The sequence below is a fragment of the Enterobacter sp. 118C5 genome (genome assembly GCF_034107645.1).
In the GTDB taxonomy this organism is placed as follows: Bacteria; Pseudomonadota; Gammaproteobacteria; order Enterobacterales; family Enterobacteriaceae; genus Enterobacter; species Enterobacter nematophilus.
In genome coordinates this window covers 158,155-173,291 of sequence record NZ_JAWNEU010000002.1, presented here as the reverse complement: position 1 = coordinate 173,291, position 15,137 = coordinate 158,155, and the positions used below count along the sequence as shown (strand labels likewise).

The 15,137-nt window shown below is 55.8% G+C and carries 14 protein-coding genes; 9 read left to right on the top strand and 5 right to left on the bottom strand.

Annotated elements, in window-relative coordinates:
- Positions 1-331 precede the first annotated feature (331 nt).
- Genes gcvA through rlmM form a run of 3 tightly spaced genes read left to right on the top strand, consistent with a single transcriptional unit; the run spans position 332 to position 2,777 of the window.
- A complete protein-coding gene (gene gcvA, locus UTO39_RS06040; protein ID WP_320726719.1) occupies positions 332-1,249 on the top strand; it encodes a glycine cleavage system transcriptional regulator GcvA in 918 nt (305 codons plus the stop codon).
- Between the two features lie 39 nt (positions 1,250-1,288).
- A complete protein-coding gene (locus UTO39_RS06035; protein ID WP_061097216.1) occupies positions 1,289-1,684 on the top strand; it encodes a DUF423 domain-containing protein in 396 nt (131 codons plus the stop codon).
- Positions 1,677-2,777, top strand: coding sequence for a 23S rRNA (cytidine(2498)-2'-O)-methyltransferase RlmM (gene rlmM / locus UTO39_RS06030; RefSeq protein WP_320726718.1), 1,101 nt, complete (start codon positions 1,677-1,679; stop codon positions 2,775-2,777). Before UTO39_RS06035 ends, rlmM begins: the two co-directional genes overlap by 8 nt.
- 109 nt (positions 2,778-2,886) lie before the next feature.
- On the opposite strand, the gene xni is transcribed toward rlmM, so the two are convergent.
- The 5 genes from xni to queF form a co-directional block, all read right to left on the bottom strand.
- Positions 2,887-3,642, bottom strand: a complete 756-nt coding sequence (gene xni / locus UTO39_RS06025) for a flap endonuclease Xni (protein WP_320726717.1) — start codon at positions 3,640-3,642, stop codon at positions 2,887-2,889.
- 112 nt (positions 3,643-3,754) lie between these two features.
- The gene (locus tag UTO39_RS06020) at positions 3,755-5,122 is read right to left on the bottom strand and encodes an L-serine ammonia-lyase (protein ID WP_320726716.1); all 1,368 of its coding nucleotides are present in this window, start codon (positions 5,120-5,122) and stop codon (positions 3,755-3,757) included.
- Positions 5,123-5,187: 65 nt separating this feature from the next.
- Complete coding sequence (locus UTO39_RS06015) at positions 5,188-6,483, bottom strand: HAAAP family serine/threonine permease (RefSeq protein ID WP_320726715.1); 1,296 nt, start codon at positions 6,481-6,483, stop codon at positions 5,188-5,190.
- A gap of 515 nt (positions 6,484-6,998) precedes the next feature.
- A complete protein-coding gene (gene ppnN / locus UTO39_RS06010; protein ID WP_023309027.1) occupies positions 6,999-8,363 on the bottom strand; it encodes a nucleotide 5'-monophosphate nucleosidase PpnN in 1,365 nt (454 codons plus the stop codon).
- Positions 8,364-8,477: 114 nt separating this feature from the next.
- Entirely contained in the window at positions 8,478-9,320 is an 843-nt protein-coding gene (queF, locus tag UTO39_RS06005; RefSeq protein WP_253543210.1) for an NADPH-dependent 7-cyano-7-deazaguanine reductase QueF, read from the bottom strand.
- A gap of 69 nt (positions 9,321-9,389) precedes the next feature.
- Here queF and syd point away from each other — a divergent pair, with 69 nt between their 5' ends.
- The 6 genes from syd (at position 9,390) to UTO39_RS05975 (ending at position 15,129) form a co-directional block, all read left to right on the top strand.
- Positions 9,390-9,935 (top strand): SecY-interacting protein, encoded by a 546-nt coding sequence (gene syd / locus UTO39_RS06000; protein WP_151412388.1) that lies wholly within the window; start codon positions 9,390-9,392, stop codon positions 9,933-9,935.
- A 630-nt stretch (positions 9,936-10,565) separates the two neighbouring features.
- Positions 10,566-10,895, top strand: a complete 330-nt coding sequence (locus tag UTO39_RS05995; RefSeq protein ID WP_028014265.1) for a YqcC family protein — start codon at positions 10,566-10,568, stop codon at positions 10,893-10,895.
- The gene (truC, locus tag UTO39_RS05990; protein ID WP_151412390.1) at positions 10,892-11,668 is read left to right on the top strand and encodes a tRNA pseudouridine(65) synthase TruC; all 777 of its coding nucleotides are present in this window, start codon (positions 10,892-10,894) and stop codon (positions 11,666-11,668) included. The genes UTO39_RS05995 and truC overlap by 4 nt, the downstream gene beginning before the upstream one ends.
- 24 nt (positions 11,669-11,692) lie before the next feature.
- Positions 11,693-12,142: a flavodoxin gene (locus UTO39_RS05985; RefSeq protein WP_320726714.1), complete on the top strand. Its 450-nt coding sequence runs from the start codon at positions 11,693-11,695 to the stop codon at positions 12,140-12,142.
- Between the two features lie 291 nt (positions 12,143-12,433).
- Positions 12,434-13,789, top strand: coding sequence for a galactarate/glucarate/glycerate transporter GudP (gene gudP, locus UTO39_RS05980; protein WP_061097227.1), 1,356 nt, complete (start codon positions 12,434-12,436; stop codon positions 13,787-13,789).
- On the top strand, positions 13,789-15,129 hold the full coding sequence (locus UTO39_RS05975) for an enolase C-terminal domain-like protein (RefSeq protein WP_320726870.1): 1,341 nt from the start codon (positions 13,789-13,791) through the stop codon (positions 15,127-15,129). Before gudP ends, UTO39_RS05975 begins: the two co-directional genes overlap by 1 nt.
- Positions 15,130-15,137 lie beyond the last annotated feature (8 nt).

Below are 15,137 nucleotides of genomic sequence, written 5' to 3'. Positions count from 1 at the left end.
AAAGCACCGCAAATTGGCGGTGCTACATTAATCACTATGGACAGACAGGGTAAATGTACAGGAAGTGAAAAATTGGTAGCGTTGCTACCGTGGTCTGAATCGCAGACCAATTGCAAACACAACAACACAACATCACAACCGTAAGCCAAAAGCCCTTCAGAACACGCATTCCGAAAAAAGCTCTTCGTTCCGGCTCAGGAAGTGCCGCCACTATAGGTATTTGCTGGTAGTTCCTCAACGGACAAATTATAATGGCTCAGATAAAAAAAACTAATAGGTTAAACGTTGTTTCCTGTTTGTTAAATTCCGTTAACATCTAAGCCAGATAACCATGTCAAAGCGATTGCCACCCCTTAATGCATTACGCGTTTTTGATGCAGCAGCACGTCACCTGAGCTTCACCCGTGCGGCAGATGAGCTTTTTGTGACACAGGCCGCAGTAAGTCACCAAATCAAGTCCCTGGAGGATTTCCTGGGCCTTAAGCTGTTCCGCCGACGCAATCGTTCCTTGCTGTTGACCGAAGAGGGGCAGAGCTATTTTCAGGATATTAAAGAGATTTTTTCCCAGCTTACGGAAGCCACGCGTAAGCTGCAGGCTCGCAGTGCAAAAGGTGCCCTGACTGTTAGTTTATTGCCCAGTTTTGCTATTCAGTGGCTGGTGCCAAGACTCTCAAGCTTTAACTCAGCTTATCCGGGGATCGACGTTCGAATCCAGGCGGTGGATCGTCAGGAAGACAAGCTGGCGGATGATGTGGATGTCGCCATTTTTTACGGTCGCGGTAACTGGCCGGGCTTGCGTGTTGAAAAATTATACGCAGAATATCTGCTGCCGATCTGTTCGCCGCTGCTTTTAACGGGCGACAAGGCGCTGAAAACACCCGCTGACCTGGCGCAGCATACGCTTTTACACGATGCCTCTCGCCGCGACTGGCAAACTTATACCCGTCAATTAGGTCTTAGTCATATAAACGTGCAGCAGGGCCCCATTTTTAGCCACAGTGCGATGGTGCTACAGGCTGCCATTCACGGACAGGGCGTGGCGTTGGCGAACAACGTGATGGCGCAGTCCGAAATTGAGGCAGGCCGTCTGGTGTGCCCTTTTAATGATGTACTGGTCAGCAAGAATGCGTTTTATCTGGTTTGTCATGACAGTCAGGCAGAACTGGGTAAAATAGCCGCCTTCCGGCAGTGGATACTGGCGAAAGCGGCAAGCGAGCAAGAAAAATTCCGCTTCAGGTATGAACAATAACGTTTGTGTGCCGGGCACGCATTAATTCAGGACTTAAACATGACCAGCCGATTCATGCTGATTTTTGCCGCGGTGAGTGGCTTTATTTTTGTTGCACTGGGCGCCTTTGGCGCGCACGTATTGAGCAAGACGTTGGGCGCCGTCGAGATGGGCTGGATCCAGACCGGCCTTGAATACCAGGCGTTCCATACCCTGGCTATTTTTGGGCTGGCGGTGGCGATGCAGCGCCGGATCAGCATCTGGTTTTACTGGAGTAGCGTATTTATGGCGCTGGGTACCGTGCTGTTCAGCGGCAGCCTTTACTGCCTGGCACTCTCGCATTTGCGCCTGTGGGCGTTTGTTACACCTGTCGGCGGCGTCAGCTTCCTGGCGGGTTGGGTATTAATGTTTATCGGAGCTATCCGTCTGAAACGCAAGGGCGTTGTTCATGAATAAGGTTGTTTTATATTGTCGCCCGGGGTTTGAGAAAGAGTGCGCCGCGGAAATTACCGATAAAGCGGCGAAGCGCGAAGTCTTCGGCTTTGCCCGCGTCAAAGAGAATGCGGGCTATGTGGTATTCGAATGTTATCAGCCTGAAGACGCCGACAATCTGGCGCGCGAGCTGCCGTTCAGCTCGCTGATCTTCGCCCGCCAGATGTTCGTCGCGGGTGAGCTGCTGAAAGATCTTCCGCCTGAAGATCGCATCACGCCGATTGTGGGCATGCTGCAGGGCGTGGTGGAGAAAGGCGGCGACCTGCGCGTTGAGGTTGCCGATACCAACGAAAGTAAAGAGCTGATGAAGTTTTGCCGTAAGTTCACCGTGCCGCTGCGCGCAGCGCTGCGTGACGCGGGCATACTGACGAACTACGAAACGCCGAAGCGTCCGGTGGTGCATATCTTCTTTATCGCACCGGGCTGCTGCTATGCGGGCTACTCGTTCACCAATAACAATTCGCCATTCTTTATGGGCATCCCGCGTCTGAAGTTCCCGGCAGATGCGCCGAGCCGTTCAACCCTGAAGCTGGAAGAGGCGTTTCACGTCTTTATCCCGGCAGACGAGTGGGACGAGCGTCTGGCTAACGGCATGTATGCCGTCGATCTCGGCGCGTGCCCGGGCGGCTGGACCTATCAGCTGGTGAAACGCAACATGTGGGTGTCGTCTGTGGATAACGGTCCAATGGCGCAAAGCCTGATGGACACCGGGCAGGTCACCTGGCTGCGTGAAGATGGTTTCCGCTATCGCCCAACCCGCAACAACATCTCGTGGATGGTGTGCGACATGGTGGAGAAGCCGGCGAAAGTTGCCGCGCTGATGGCCTCCTGGCTGGTGAACGGCTGGTGCCGTGAGACCATTTTCAACCTCAAGCTGCCGATGAAAAAGCGCTACGAGGAGGTATCCCAGAACCTGGCCTATATTCAGGCACAGCTGGATGAGCACGGTATTAACGTGGAGATCCAGGCGCGTCAGCTATACCACGACCGCGAAGAGGTGACGGTACACATTCGTCGCTGGTGGGCGGCTGTAGGTGGGCGTCGCGACGAGCGATAATTCAATGTTTCCCCTCACCCCGGCCCTCTCCCCAAAGGGGCGAGGGGGAAAAGACCGCACCGAGCAGTCCCCTCTCCCCTATGGGGAGAGGGTTAGGGTGAGGGGGATCTTAACGCTCTAACCTTAACTGCTGCAAATTCCCGTCCAGCTGTAAATCCGTCCGTAACGTCGCGACATCCCGGCAGATAAACGCCATCTCTTTATGCGCTTCCAGCTTTTTGCGCCACTTTTCCGGCACGTCATCCAGACGAGCGTAAATCCCTTCCAGATTCTGAAAGTCCGTCAGCAGCTGGGCGGCACTCTTTGGACCAATACCGGCGACACCCGGAACCTTAGAGCTGCTGATTCCCGCCAGACCCCAGTAGTCCGGCAGCTGTTCTGGTGAGACGCCAAACTCGCTGGCGATGAAGGGGGCATCCAGCCAGCGTTTCTGGAAATAATCGCGAATGCGGATCGTGGGGGAGAGAAGCTGGCAGTAGCCTTTGTCGGTTGAAACGATCGTCGCCTGGTGTCCTGCGCTGGCGACTTTTACCGCAAGCGTCGCGGCCAGATCGTCAGCTTCATTGCCGTGTGAGACCCAGCAGGGAACGCCGCGCTGCTCAAAGGCGGCACGCAGGGCGGGCATTTCGGCATGCAGATCGTCCGGCATCGGCGCGCGTCCGGCCTTGTAGTCAGGCAGGCGCTGATGTCGCCAGCCGCTGTTGCGCGCTTCGTCATCAAACACGGCTACAACGTGCGTCGGCTCGCTGTGGCGAATAAGCTGCTCCAGGGCGTGCAGGCAGGTGTCCTTGCAGGGTGTGCCCTGTACCGCATGGATACGGCGAATCAGATTAAGCGCGTCGACGATAAGCAAATGAACGGCCACAGATAATCTCCCTTCTATCTAATGCGTGAAGGGTAACACTGTCAGCAGCGTGAAACTATGAATGGAGGGGAAAACAGGAAGAAGCCTCGCAAAACGAGGCTTACTGAGAGGCTTAATCGCAGGTTACGATCTTCATCGCCAGGCCGCCGCGAGAGGTTTCGCGGTATTTGGCGTTCATATCTTTACCGGTTTCGTACATGGTTTCGATAACTTTATCGAGACAGACGCGCGGTTCGCTGGTGCGGCGCAGCGCCATACGCGCCGCGTTCACCGCCTTGACGGAGGCAATCGCGTTACGCTCGATGCACGGTACCTGTACCTGTCCGGCAACCGGATCGCAGGTCAGCCCCAGGTTATGTTCCATGCCGATTTCCGCAGCGATGCACACCTGCGCCGGGCTTGCGCCCAACAGCTCCGCCAGGCCCGCCGCCGCCATGGAGCATGCCACGCCGACTTCACCCTGACAGCCCACTTCCGCACCGGAAATGGAGGCGTTCATTTTATACAGCGAACCAATCGCGCTGGCGACCAGCAGGTAGCGCGCCAGGGAGTTAGCGTTCACTTCACGGATAAACTTGTCGTAGTACGCCAGCACGGCCGGAACGATACCGCAGGCACCGTTGGTTGGCGCAGTGACCACGCGGCCGCCTGCGGCGTTCTCTTCGTTCACCGCCAGGGCGAACATGTTGATCCAGTCCACGACGGCCATCGGGTCCGTTGTCGTTTTGTCGGTGCTTACCAGCATACGCCGCAGCGCCGCCGCACGACGCGGTACGCGAAGCTTGCCCGGCAGAACGCCTTCGGTGGTGATCCCGCGCTCAATGCCGCCGCGCATCACTTCCCAGACGCTAGAGAAGTGCTGTTCCAGCTCCTCTTTGCTGTGAAGGGCCAGCTCGTTTTTCATCATCAGGCCGGAGAGGGAAAGTCCCGTCTCCTGGCAGTGACGCTGGAGGTCCGCCGCGGTTTTGTACGGATACGGCACCTCAACAGTAGAGGTACTGGTTTGACCAAAGTGGTCTTCGTCGACGATAAAGCCGCCGCCGATGGAGTAATACGTCTGGCTGTATACCGCTTTGTCGCCGGCCAGCGCGGTAATGCGCATGCCGTTTTCGTGCAGCGACAGGTTGTCCGCATGGAAATTCATGCAGTGGTCAACCGGGAATTCAACCTCATGCTCACCGTTTGCCAGCAGCAAACGACCGTGGGTGTTCACGTCCTGGATGAAGCCAGGGATCGCGTCAATATCAACGGTATCCGGCAGATTTCCCGCCAGGCCCATGATAATGGCGATATCGGTATGGTGGCCTTTCCCGGTCAGGGAAAGCGAGCCGTACACATCGACAACCACGCGGGTGATGTCGTGCAGAATGCCGCGTGCAATCAAGTCATCCGTGAACTGCTTACCGGCTTTCATTGGTCCGACGGTGTGAGAGCTGGAAGGACCAATACCGATTTTGAAAATATCGAATACGCTAATCATGATGCGTCCATTGCTTTCAGTCAGAGGGGGAGATGTGCGCCCCCGGAAGGCGGCGCGGGGGGTGATCAGAACATTGTGTTCAGGGAGTTGAATATAGCAGAGATAGCGATAAGACCCAAGATCACCACAAACACGTTGCTGACCTGGCCGCTGTACTTGCGCATGGCAGGCACTTTCTGAATCGCGTACATCGGCATCAGGAACAGAATCATCGCGATAACCGGGCCACCCAGGGTTTCAATCATGCCCAGGATGCTTGGGTTCAGGGTCGCTACCGCCCAGGTGGTGAGCAGCATGAACAGTGCAGTGATTTTGTTCAGCTTGTTGATTTCAATGCTCTTACCTTTACCGCGCAGAGATTTAATCACCATACCGTTGAAGCCTTCACGCGCGCCAAGGTAGTGGCCCAGGAAGGATTTGGTGATGGCGATCATCGCGATGATCGGTGCCATCCACGCAATCAGCGGCGCGTTAAAGTGGTTCGCCAGGTAAGACAGAATAGAGATGTTCTGCTCTTTCGCTGCCGCCAGGTCCGCCGGGGAGAGGCTCAGTACGCAGCTGAAGACGAAGAACATAACGGTCAGCACCATCATCACGTGAGCGCGGGCCAGGATGCTGGAGCACTTCTTCTCTGCGCCATTACCGTACTCTTCGCGTTTCGCCACGGCGAAAGAGGAGATGATTGGAGAGTGGTTGAAGGAGAAGACCATTACCGGGATCGCCAGCCACAGGGTCATAAGCAGGCCGTTACCGGTCGCAGACGCGCTGCTCAGGGACAGGGTTTCCAGCGCTGCGCCGTTCCACTGTGGGATCAGGTAGCAGGCCAGAAGCATCAGCGCAGCCACAAACGGGAAGACCAGCACGCTCATGGCTTTAACAATCATCTGCTCGCCGAAGCGCACGATGGTCATCATGCCGACGATTAGGATCAGAGACAGAATGGCACGCGGTGGCGGCGTCATGTGCAGCTGGTGCGTCATGAAGCTTTCAACGGTGTTGGTGATTGCCACGCTGTAAACCAGCAGAATAGGGTAAATCGCGAAGAAGTAGAGCAGGGTAATCAGTTTACCTGCGCCTACGCCGAAGTGTTCTTCAACCACTTCGGTGATATCTTCGCCCGGGTTTTTACCGGACAGCACGAAGCGGGTCAGACCGCGGTGTGCGAAGAAGGTCATCGGGAAGGCGATGATGGCCATGATGATCAGCGGAATCAGACCGCCGACGCCTGCGTTGATAGGAAGGAACAGTACACCAGCGCCGATTGCCGTGCCGTAAAGGCCCAGCATCCACATGGTATCCGTTTTGCGCCAACCACTTCGGGATTCAATCGAAGCAACGGTGCTGGTTTGAGTGGTTTCCATCTGTATCTCCTGGAGGAAGCAAATTGTCAGGTTTTTAGTCAAATCCGATGAAAAAGTGCCTGACGGTAATATGAAATTCGTTCAGTGACGGTTTTTTAATAATTTTCGCCCGTAACTATTGGCGGGCGGAAAGATACATTCTCGTTATGAATCTATCAGTGATCGCGATCCCAAATGCAATAATCCACTTATGATGTGGGCATCTTTAGACCATTTATCTGTTAAAAAAACATCAAATAGAATTTACGCGCGCGAAGGCTACCACCAACGACATGTGAGCTAAAAGAGCCGCCCGCGAGATAGGTGTCTTCCGCTGTAAAGATATGGATTTTTAGTATTTTCTTGCAGGTAATTTAGTTTAAGGCTGATTATTTACGGTTGTTAAATGGAGGTAATCGATTGCGTTGGCCGTCAGTTTGTTAAAGCTATAAGTAAAGCCTATGAATTGATTCGGTAATAAAAAAAGCCGGGACCCGCTACAGGGCGCCCCGGCTTTGAGGAGAAGAAACTGAGGGTTACGTGCAGATTTCGTAGCACGGAATGTAGGCTGAACCCGGCAACTTCATGCGGTGTTGAGCCACAAAGCCCTGCAGCATGTCGTCCATACGGCGCATCATTTCTGGGTCACCGTGGATCTTGTACGGACCATACTGCTCAATCGCGCGGATGCCCATCTCCTTCACGTTGCCCGCCACAATCCCGGAGAAGGCGCGACGCAGGTCGGCGGCCAGCACTTCCACCGGCTGGTCCGGATAGAGTTTCAGGTTCGCCATATTTTCATGGGTCGGCTCGAACGGGATCTGCAGGTCAGGCGCAATACGGATTGACCAGTTAAAGCTGTAAGCATCGCCGGTATCACGACGATTCTCTTTCACCAGCGGCATCGCTTTTTTCATCTGGCGCGCCACTTCCGCCGCGTCATCAATGATGATGCGGTAGTGACGACGCGCGGCTTCGCCCAGCGTATGCACGATAAACTCGTCCAGCACGCGGAAGTAGTCGGCGCTCTCTTTTGGCCCGGTCAGGATCAGCGGCAGAACCTGATCTTTGTTGGCCGGGTTCATCAGAATCCCCAGCAGATAGAGCAGCTCTTCCGCCGTTCCCACGCCGCCCGGGAAGATGATAATCCCGTGAGCGATACGGACAAACGCCTCAAGACGCTTCTCGATATCCGGCATGATAATCAGCTCATTGACCAGCGGGTTAGGCGGCTCAGCGGCAATGATTGACGGCTCGGTCATGCCGATAAACCGCCCCTCTTTGTAACGCTGCTGCGCGTGACCCACCGCTGCGCCCTTCATTGGCGCTTCCATTGCACCCGGACCGCAGCCGGTACAGATATTCAGCTCGCGCAGGCCAAGCTGCGTTCCGACCCGGCGGGCGTAGAGATATTCGGTTTCGTTAATCGAGTGGCCGCCCCAGCAGACGACCATGTTCGGTGCTTCGCCAACGTGCAGGGCGCGGGCGTTGCGCAGAATAGAGAACACCAGGTTGGTGATATGGACCGAGCTTTCCAGGTCGAGATGCTGGAAGCGGCCTGCGTTGTGGATCTGACCGTTTACAAACAGGATGTCACGCAGCACCGCAAACAGGTTAGCCTGAAGGGAACGAATGATACGCCCGTCGACAAAGGCCTCTTCCGGCGGGTTGATCACTTCCAGCTTCACGCCGCGCTCGCGGCGCAGCACGTTAATATCAAAGCTTTCGAAGCGGGACAGCAGTTCTTTACTGTTATCTGTCAGGCTTCCGGAGTTCAGTACGGCAAGTGAACAGTTACGAAACAGTTGATAAAGATCGCTGCTGGCCGTGCGTTTAAGCATGTCCACTTCCAGCTGCGACAACATATCCATTGAGCCAAGCGGGCTAATATGTGTAATCAAGTGAGCTCCTTATGGGACGATTATCGTCATTCCCTTTGATTACAATAGCCCTGCCGCGTGACGTTTCACAACACTTCGGCGGAATACCGCACGCATAATGTGAAAATATTTATATTATTGACGCACCAGCCGGCCCGTTGCGGGCACAAAATCGGTGTTGGTGCGCCACGGGTTAATGTCCAGCCCGCCACGTCGGGTATAGCGCGCGTAAACGCTCAGCTTCTCCGGCTGGCAGAAACGCTGAATATCGTTAAAAATACGCTCCACGCACTGCTCGTGAAATTCGTTGTGATGGCGGAACGACACCAGATAGCGCAGCAGCTTTTCCCGGTCAATTTTCGGGCCGCGGTACTGGATCTGCACCGAGCCCCAGTCCGGCTGATGGGTAATCAGGCAGTTGGACTTCAGCAGATGGCTGACCAGCGTCTCTTCAACCACTTTTCCGCTCGCCGCGTTTTCGAGGTAATCGGCGCTGAATTCATAATTCTCCACCTCGATGTCCTGCTCGTCGATGCAGGTTCCGTGGAAGTGGGCAATCGGCTGTCCCTCCAGCTCGTGCAGGCGGTACAGTGAAACGCTTACCTTTCCCTGTGCGCAGGCGGTTAAATCGCGCTCCAGCGTCTGCTGAACCTCATCCCAACTGTTGAATTTGCTCTGGTTAAAGCTGTTGAGGTAGAGCTTAAAGCTTTTGGATTCCACCAGGTTCTGACTGGCGTAATCCAGCTCAACGTGGCCGACCGCCACCTGGGGCAGGCCGCGCGCGTTAAGCCAGGAGAGTTCGTACAGCGTCCAGATATCGCCGCCGACAAACGGCAATGCGTCCGCATGCAGTCCAAGCGGATCGCGGTTCAGGCTGCGCGGCACGCCCTGCAGCAGGCCTGCATCGTAGGTATCGCGGTAATCGGTCGATTTACCCAGCGTTAGGCCGGTTAACGCCTGATGATTTTCGTAAGACATGTTTCATAGCCACTTTACAGGTACACTTATGGGCAGAGTTTATCCTGTCTTACAAGAAGAGAGAAATCGGTGGACATCGAAACTGCAAATGCCCTTACTACCTTTACGACCCGCTATTGCGAAGCATGGCATGTAAAGCACGGAACATGGCCGCAAAGCGCTGATTTATATGGCGTGCCGTCGCCGTGCATTATCTCTTCGCAGGATGACTATGTTATCTGGCAGCCGAAGCCCAATACCGCTGAGCAAAATGTAAATGCGGTTGAACGGGCTATGGACCTTGTGGTACAACCAGCGGTTCACGCGTTTTATGCCGCGCAGTTTGCAGGGGATATGCCCGCGCGCTTTGGTGATGTGACGCTGACGCTGTTGCAGACCTGGAGCGAAGACGATCTGCAGCGTGTTCAGGAAAACCTGATTGGTCACCTGGTCACGCAAAAACGCCTTAAGCTTTCTCCGACGCTCTTTATTGCCACGCTGGACAGCGAACTGGATGTGATATCCGTCTGCAACCTGTCCGGGGAAGTGATTAAAGAGACCATCGGTACCCGCAATCGCGAAACGCTCGCCCCCTCTCTTGCGGATTTCCTTACCCGGCTTGAGCCACTTCTGTAATCCATGATGCTACGACGCGTGTGAGAGATCTCTTACAAGGTTTGTGAGAGATCGCTGGATCATTCAGTATTGCCTTATTTAATTCAGATTAATATCACCCTGTTTTTCAAAGAATTAGTTGTTCATCGCATCTTTTTTAGGGATTTCTTACGGCTTACAGTGCTGCAAGGGTGGGTTGTAAGACGAAGCGGAATAGCGGATTCTATCTTCGTCGACAGGACGCCGACACGAGAAACGAACATCAGGATGATGGCGTTTCTTACCCAGGACACGTCAGGATGGCGCTGCAGGAAGGCTTCAGGATGAAGCAAAAGGATAACGCAGGACGCGTAAGGGACACCTCCAGGAAGGAGAACGAGAACCGAACAGGATGGTCGGTGGGTCAGGAAGGCCAGGACGTTTCAGGATGAAACAAACACGTCAGGAAGATGTGTGCAGGATGCAAAAGGTAGAAGGATGACCACGCCTTCGGGCATCAGGAAAAGTTGTCACGGAAGAGCAGGGAGCACGAATTGTAGCTGGAATGCTGCGAAACGAACCGGGAGCACTGTTTTTACAGTGCTCCCTTTTTTATTTCTGTCCTCCGCAATGCTATGCTGCGCGCCGTTCACTTTTTCAGTTGAGGTTACTATGACGCAACACGATAGCGTTCGTGCTCAGTTGCACGCCATCGAAGCCCTTTTGCGCCAGCATCAGCTGTGGCAGGAGACCGCGCCGAATCCGGAAGCGTTCGCCAGTACCCAGCCATTTTGCCTGGATACGCTGGCACCGTTCGAGTGGCTCCAGTGGGTATTAATTCCGCGCATGCACGCGCTGCTGGAAGGCGGCCACCCGCTGCCGCAGGCGTTTGCCGTTTCTCCCTATTATGAAATGGCGCTTGAGGCGACGCACCCTGCGCGTGATGTGATGCTGGTTGAGCTGGAAAAACTGGACGCCCTGTTTGCCGGTGAAGAGGCATGACGCTGGAAATCCTCTATCAGGACGAGTGGCTGGTGGCGGTGAATAAACCGTCTGGCTGGCTGGTGCACCGCAGCTGGCTGGATCGCGACGAGAAAGTGGTGGTGATGCAAACCGTGCGCGACCAGATTGGTCAGCATGTTTTTACCGCCCATCGTCTCGACAGGCCCACTTCCGGCGTGCTGCTGATGGGGCTTTCCAGCGAGGCGGGCCGATTGCTGGCGCAGCAGTTCGAGCAGCACCAGATCCAGAAGCGCTACCACGCGATCGTTCGTGGTTGGCTGACCGAATCCGCCACGCTTGACTATCCGCTGGTGGAGGAGCTGGACAAAATCGCCGATAAATTTGCCCGCGATGACAAAGGCCCGCAGCCCGCGGTGACGGACTATCGCGGCATGGCGACAACGGAAATGCCGGTAGCAACCAGCAAATTCCCCACCACGCGCTACAGCCTGGTTGAGCTTTTGCCCAAAACCGGACGCAAGCACCAGCTTCGCCGCCACCTTGCGCACCTGCGCCACCCGATAATTGGCGACAGCAAACACGGCGATCTGCGCCAGAACCGCAGCGCGGCAGAGCACTTTGGCTGTAACCGGCTGATGCTGCACGCCAGCGAGCTTAGCCTGACTCACCCGTTTACCGGTGAACCACTGATTATTCACGCTGGGCTGGACGACGTCTGGATGCAGGCGCTGTCACAGTTTGGCTGGCGGGGACAACTCCCCGAAAATGAAAGGGTTGAGTTTGTATCGGGCAACGTTCAGGATGAACGGTAAGCGCAATAATTACGGGAGCAAAGCATGGCTGAAGTAGGCATTTTTGTCGGCACGATGTACGGCAACTCGCTGCTGGTAGCGGAAGAGGCTGAGGCGATTTTGGCAAGCCAGGGCCATAAAGCCACGGTCTATGAAGACCCGGAGCTGGCGGACTGGGAAAAGTATAAAGATAAATACATTCTGGTGGTGGCCTCCACCACCGGTCAGGGCGATCTTCCGGACAGCATCGTGCCGCTTTTCCAGGGCATTAAAGACCAGCTTGGCTACCAGCCAGACGTTCACTACGGCATTATTGCCCTGGGCGATAGCTCATACGCCAACTTCTGCGGCGGCGGCAAGCAGTTCGATGCGCTTCTTCAGGAACAGAGCGCCCAGCGCGTCGGCGAGATGCTGCTGATTGATGCCGGAGAGCATCCTGAACCCGAAAGCGAGTCGAACCCGTGGGTTGAACACTGGGCAACGCTCCTTAAATAGTTTTCCTGGCCGGGTAGGCATAGCCGCCACCCGGCAATACACTCCGCACCAAGCGCCAATTCCGTGAACCACCTTCCACTCACCTGGGCTTATGCCATAAACAACCTCTCACATGCCCATTAATACTGTGTTATTGCACGGTGAGAGAACGCGTCACTCCTACATATACTTCTCCGGTCACAATAAAACGGCTTCAGGCCGTACTAAAACGACAAAACTCATCTCATTCTGATTACCCTACCGGTGCTGTACAGAATGAACAGGCGAAAGCTATGTTTCAGGAGTGCAACAATGAGTACATTAAGCCACGCAGCGAGCGGCGCTGAAAAGCGCACCAATGCCCGCTACTGGATAGTGGTGATGCTGTTTATCGTCACGTCCTTTAACTATGGTGACCGCGCCACGCTGTCGATTGCCGGCTCGGAAATGGCAAAAGACATCGGCCTTGATCCGGTGGGCATGGGTTACGTTTTCTCTGCATTCTCGTGGGCCTACGTTATCGGCCAGATTCCTGGCGGCTGGCTGCTGGACCGTTTTGGCTCTAAACGCGTCTATTTCTGGTCCATCTTTATCTGGTCTGCTTTTACCCTTTTGCAGGGTTTCGTCGATATCTTCAGCGGCTTCGGCATTATCGTGGCGCTCTTTACGCTGCGCTTTCTGGTGGGCCTGGCGGAAGCCCCTTCCTTCCCGGGCAACAGCCGCATTGTCGCGGCCTGGTTCCCGGCGCAGGAGAGGGGAACGGCGGTGGCAATTTTTAACTCCGCCCAGTATTTCGCGACGGTGATCTTTGCGCCCATTATGGGCTGGTTGACGCATGAGGTGGGCTGGTCGCACGTCTTCTTCTTCATGGGCGGGCTTGGGATCGTCATCAGCTTTATCTGGCTGAAAGTGATCCACGAACCGAATCAGCACCCCGGCGTGAACAAGAAGGAGCTGGAATATATTGCCGAGGGCGGGGCGCTGATCAACATGGATCAGAAATCCGACAAAGCAAAAGTCCCGTTCAGCCAGAAATGGGCGCAGATCAAACAGCTCGTCGGCTCGCGCATGATGATCGGTATCTATCTCGGCCAGTACTGTATCAACGCCTTAACCTACTTCTTTATCACCTGGTTCCCGGTGTATCTGGTGCAGGCGCGCGGCATGTCGATCCTGAAAGCGGGGTTTGTTGCCTCGGTTCCGGCAATCTGCGGCTTCATCGGCGGCGTGCTTGGCGGGGTCATTTCCGACTGGCTGATGCGCCGCACGGGTTCGCTGAACATCGCGCGTAAAACGCCGATCGTGCTCGGCATGCTGCTCTCCATGACCATGGTGTTCTGTAACTACGTCAGCGCCGAGTGGATGATTATCGGCTTTATGGCGATGGCCTTCTTCGGCAAAGGGATTGGCGCGCTGGGCTGGGCGGTGATGGCGGATACGGCACCGAAAGAGATCAGCGGCCTGAGCGGCGGCCTGTTCAATATGTTCGGCAACGTTTCCGGGATTGTTACGCCTATCGCTATCGGCTACATCGTCGGCACCACGGGATCATTCAACGGCGCGCTGATCTACGTCGGCGTGCATGCCCTGGTGGCGGTGCTGAGTTACCTGGTGCTGGTGGGCGATATCAAGCGCGTCGAACTTAAGCCTGTTGCGGAGCGTGGATGATGACAACGCAATCAAGCCCCATCGTCACGGAAATGAAAGTTATCCCGGTGGCCGGTCAGGACAGCATGCTGCTCAACATCGGCGGCGCGCACAACGCCTGGTTTACCCGCAATATCGTGGTGCTGACCGATAGCGCAGGCAATACCGGGGTGGGTGAAGCCCCTGGCGGAGAGGTGATCTACCAGACGCTTGTAGAGGCTATTCCGCTGGTCGTAGGCCAGGAGGTGGCCCGCCTGAATAAGGTGGTTCAGCGGGTGCATAAGGGCAATCAGTCGGCGGACTTTGATACCTTCGGCAAGGGGGCGTGGACGTTCGAACTGCGCGTCAATGCGGTCGCCGCCCTGGAAGCGGCGCTGCTGGATTTACTCGGTAAAGCCCTTAACGTTCCGGTCTGCGAACTGCTGGGGCCCGGCAAACAGCGCGATGCGGTCACCGTGCTGGGCTATCTGTTCTACGTTGGCGATCGCAATAAAACCGATCTTCCCTATCTGGCTCGCTCACCGGGCGAGCACGACTGGTATCAGCTGCGCCACCAGCAAGCGCTCTCTGGCGAGGCGGTGATCCGTCTGGCCGAGGCGGCGCAGGATCGCTACGGCTTTAAGGATTTCAAGCTGAAAGGCGGCGTGCTGCCCGGCGAGCAGGAGATTGACACGGCTCGGGCGCTGAAAAAACGCTTCCCGGAGGCGCGCATCACCGTTGACCCGAACGGCGCCTGGCTGCTGGATGAGGCGATTAGCCTGTGTAAAGGTCTCGGGGACGTGCTGACCTACGCGGAAGACCCGTGCGGCGCCGAGCAGGGCTTCTCTGGCCGCGAGGTGATGGCCGAATTCCGCCGCGCTACCGGGCTGCCGGTTGCGACCAATATGATCGCCACCAACTGGCGCGAAATGGGCCACGCGGTGATGCTGAACGCCGTCGACATTCCGCTGGCAGACCCGCACTTCTGGACGCTCTCCGGCGCGGTGCGCGTGGCGCAGCTGTGCGATGACTGGGGCCTGACCTGGGGCTGTCACTCAAACAACCATTTCGATATCTCGCTGGCGATGTTTACCCACGTTGGCGCGGCGGCACCGGGTAACCCGACCGCCATCGACACCCACTGGATTTGGCAGGAAGGCGAAGCCCGCCTGACGAAAAATCCGCTGGAGATCAAAAACGGTAAAATTGCCGTACCCGATGCGCCGGGGCTGGGCGTGGAGCTTGACTGGGATCAGGTTCATAAAGCCCATGAGGCGTATAAAAAGCTACCGGGCGGCGCGCGTAACGACGCGGGCCCGATGCAGTACCTTATCCCCGGCTGGACATTTGACCGTAAGCGCCCTGTATTTGGACGTCACTGATAAAAGGA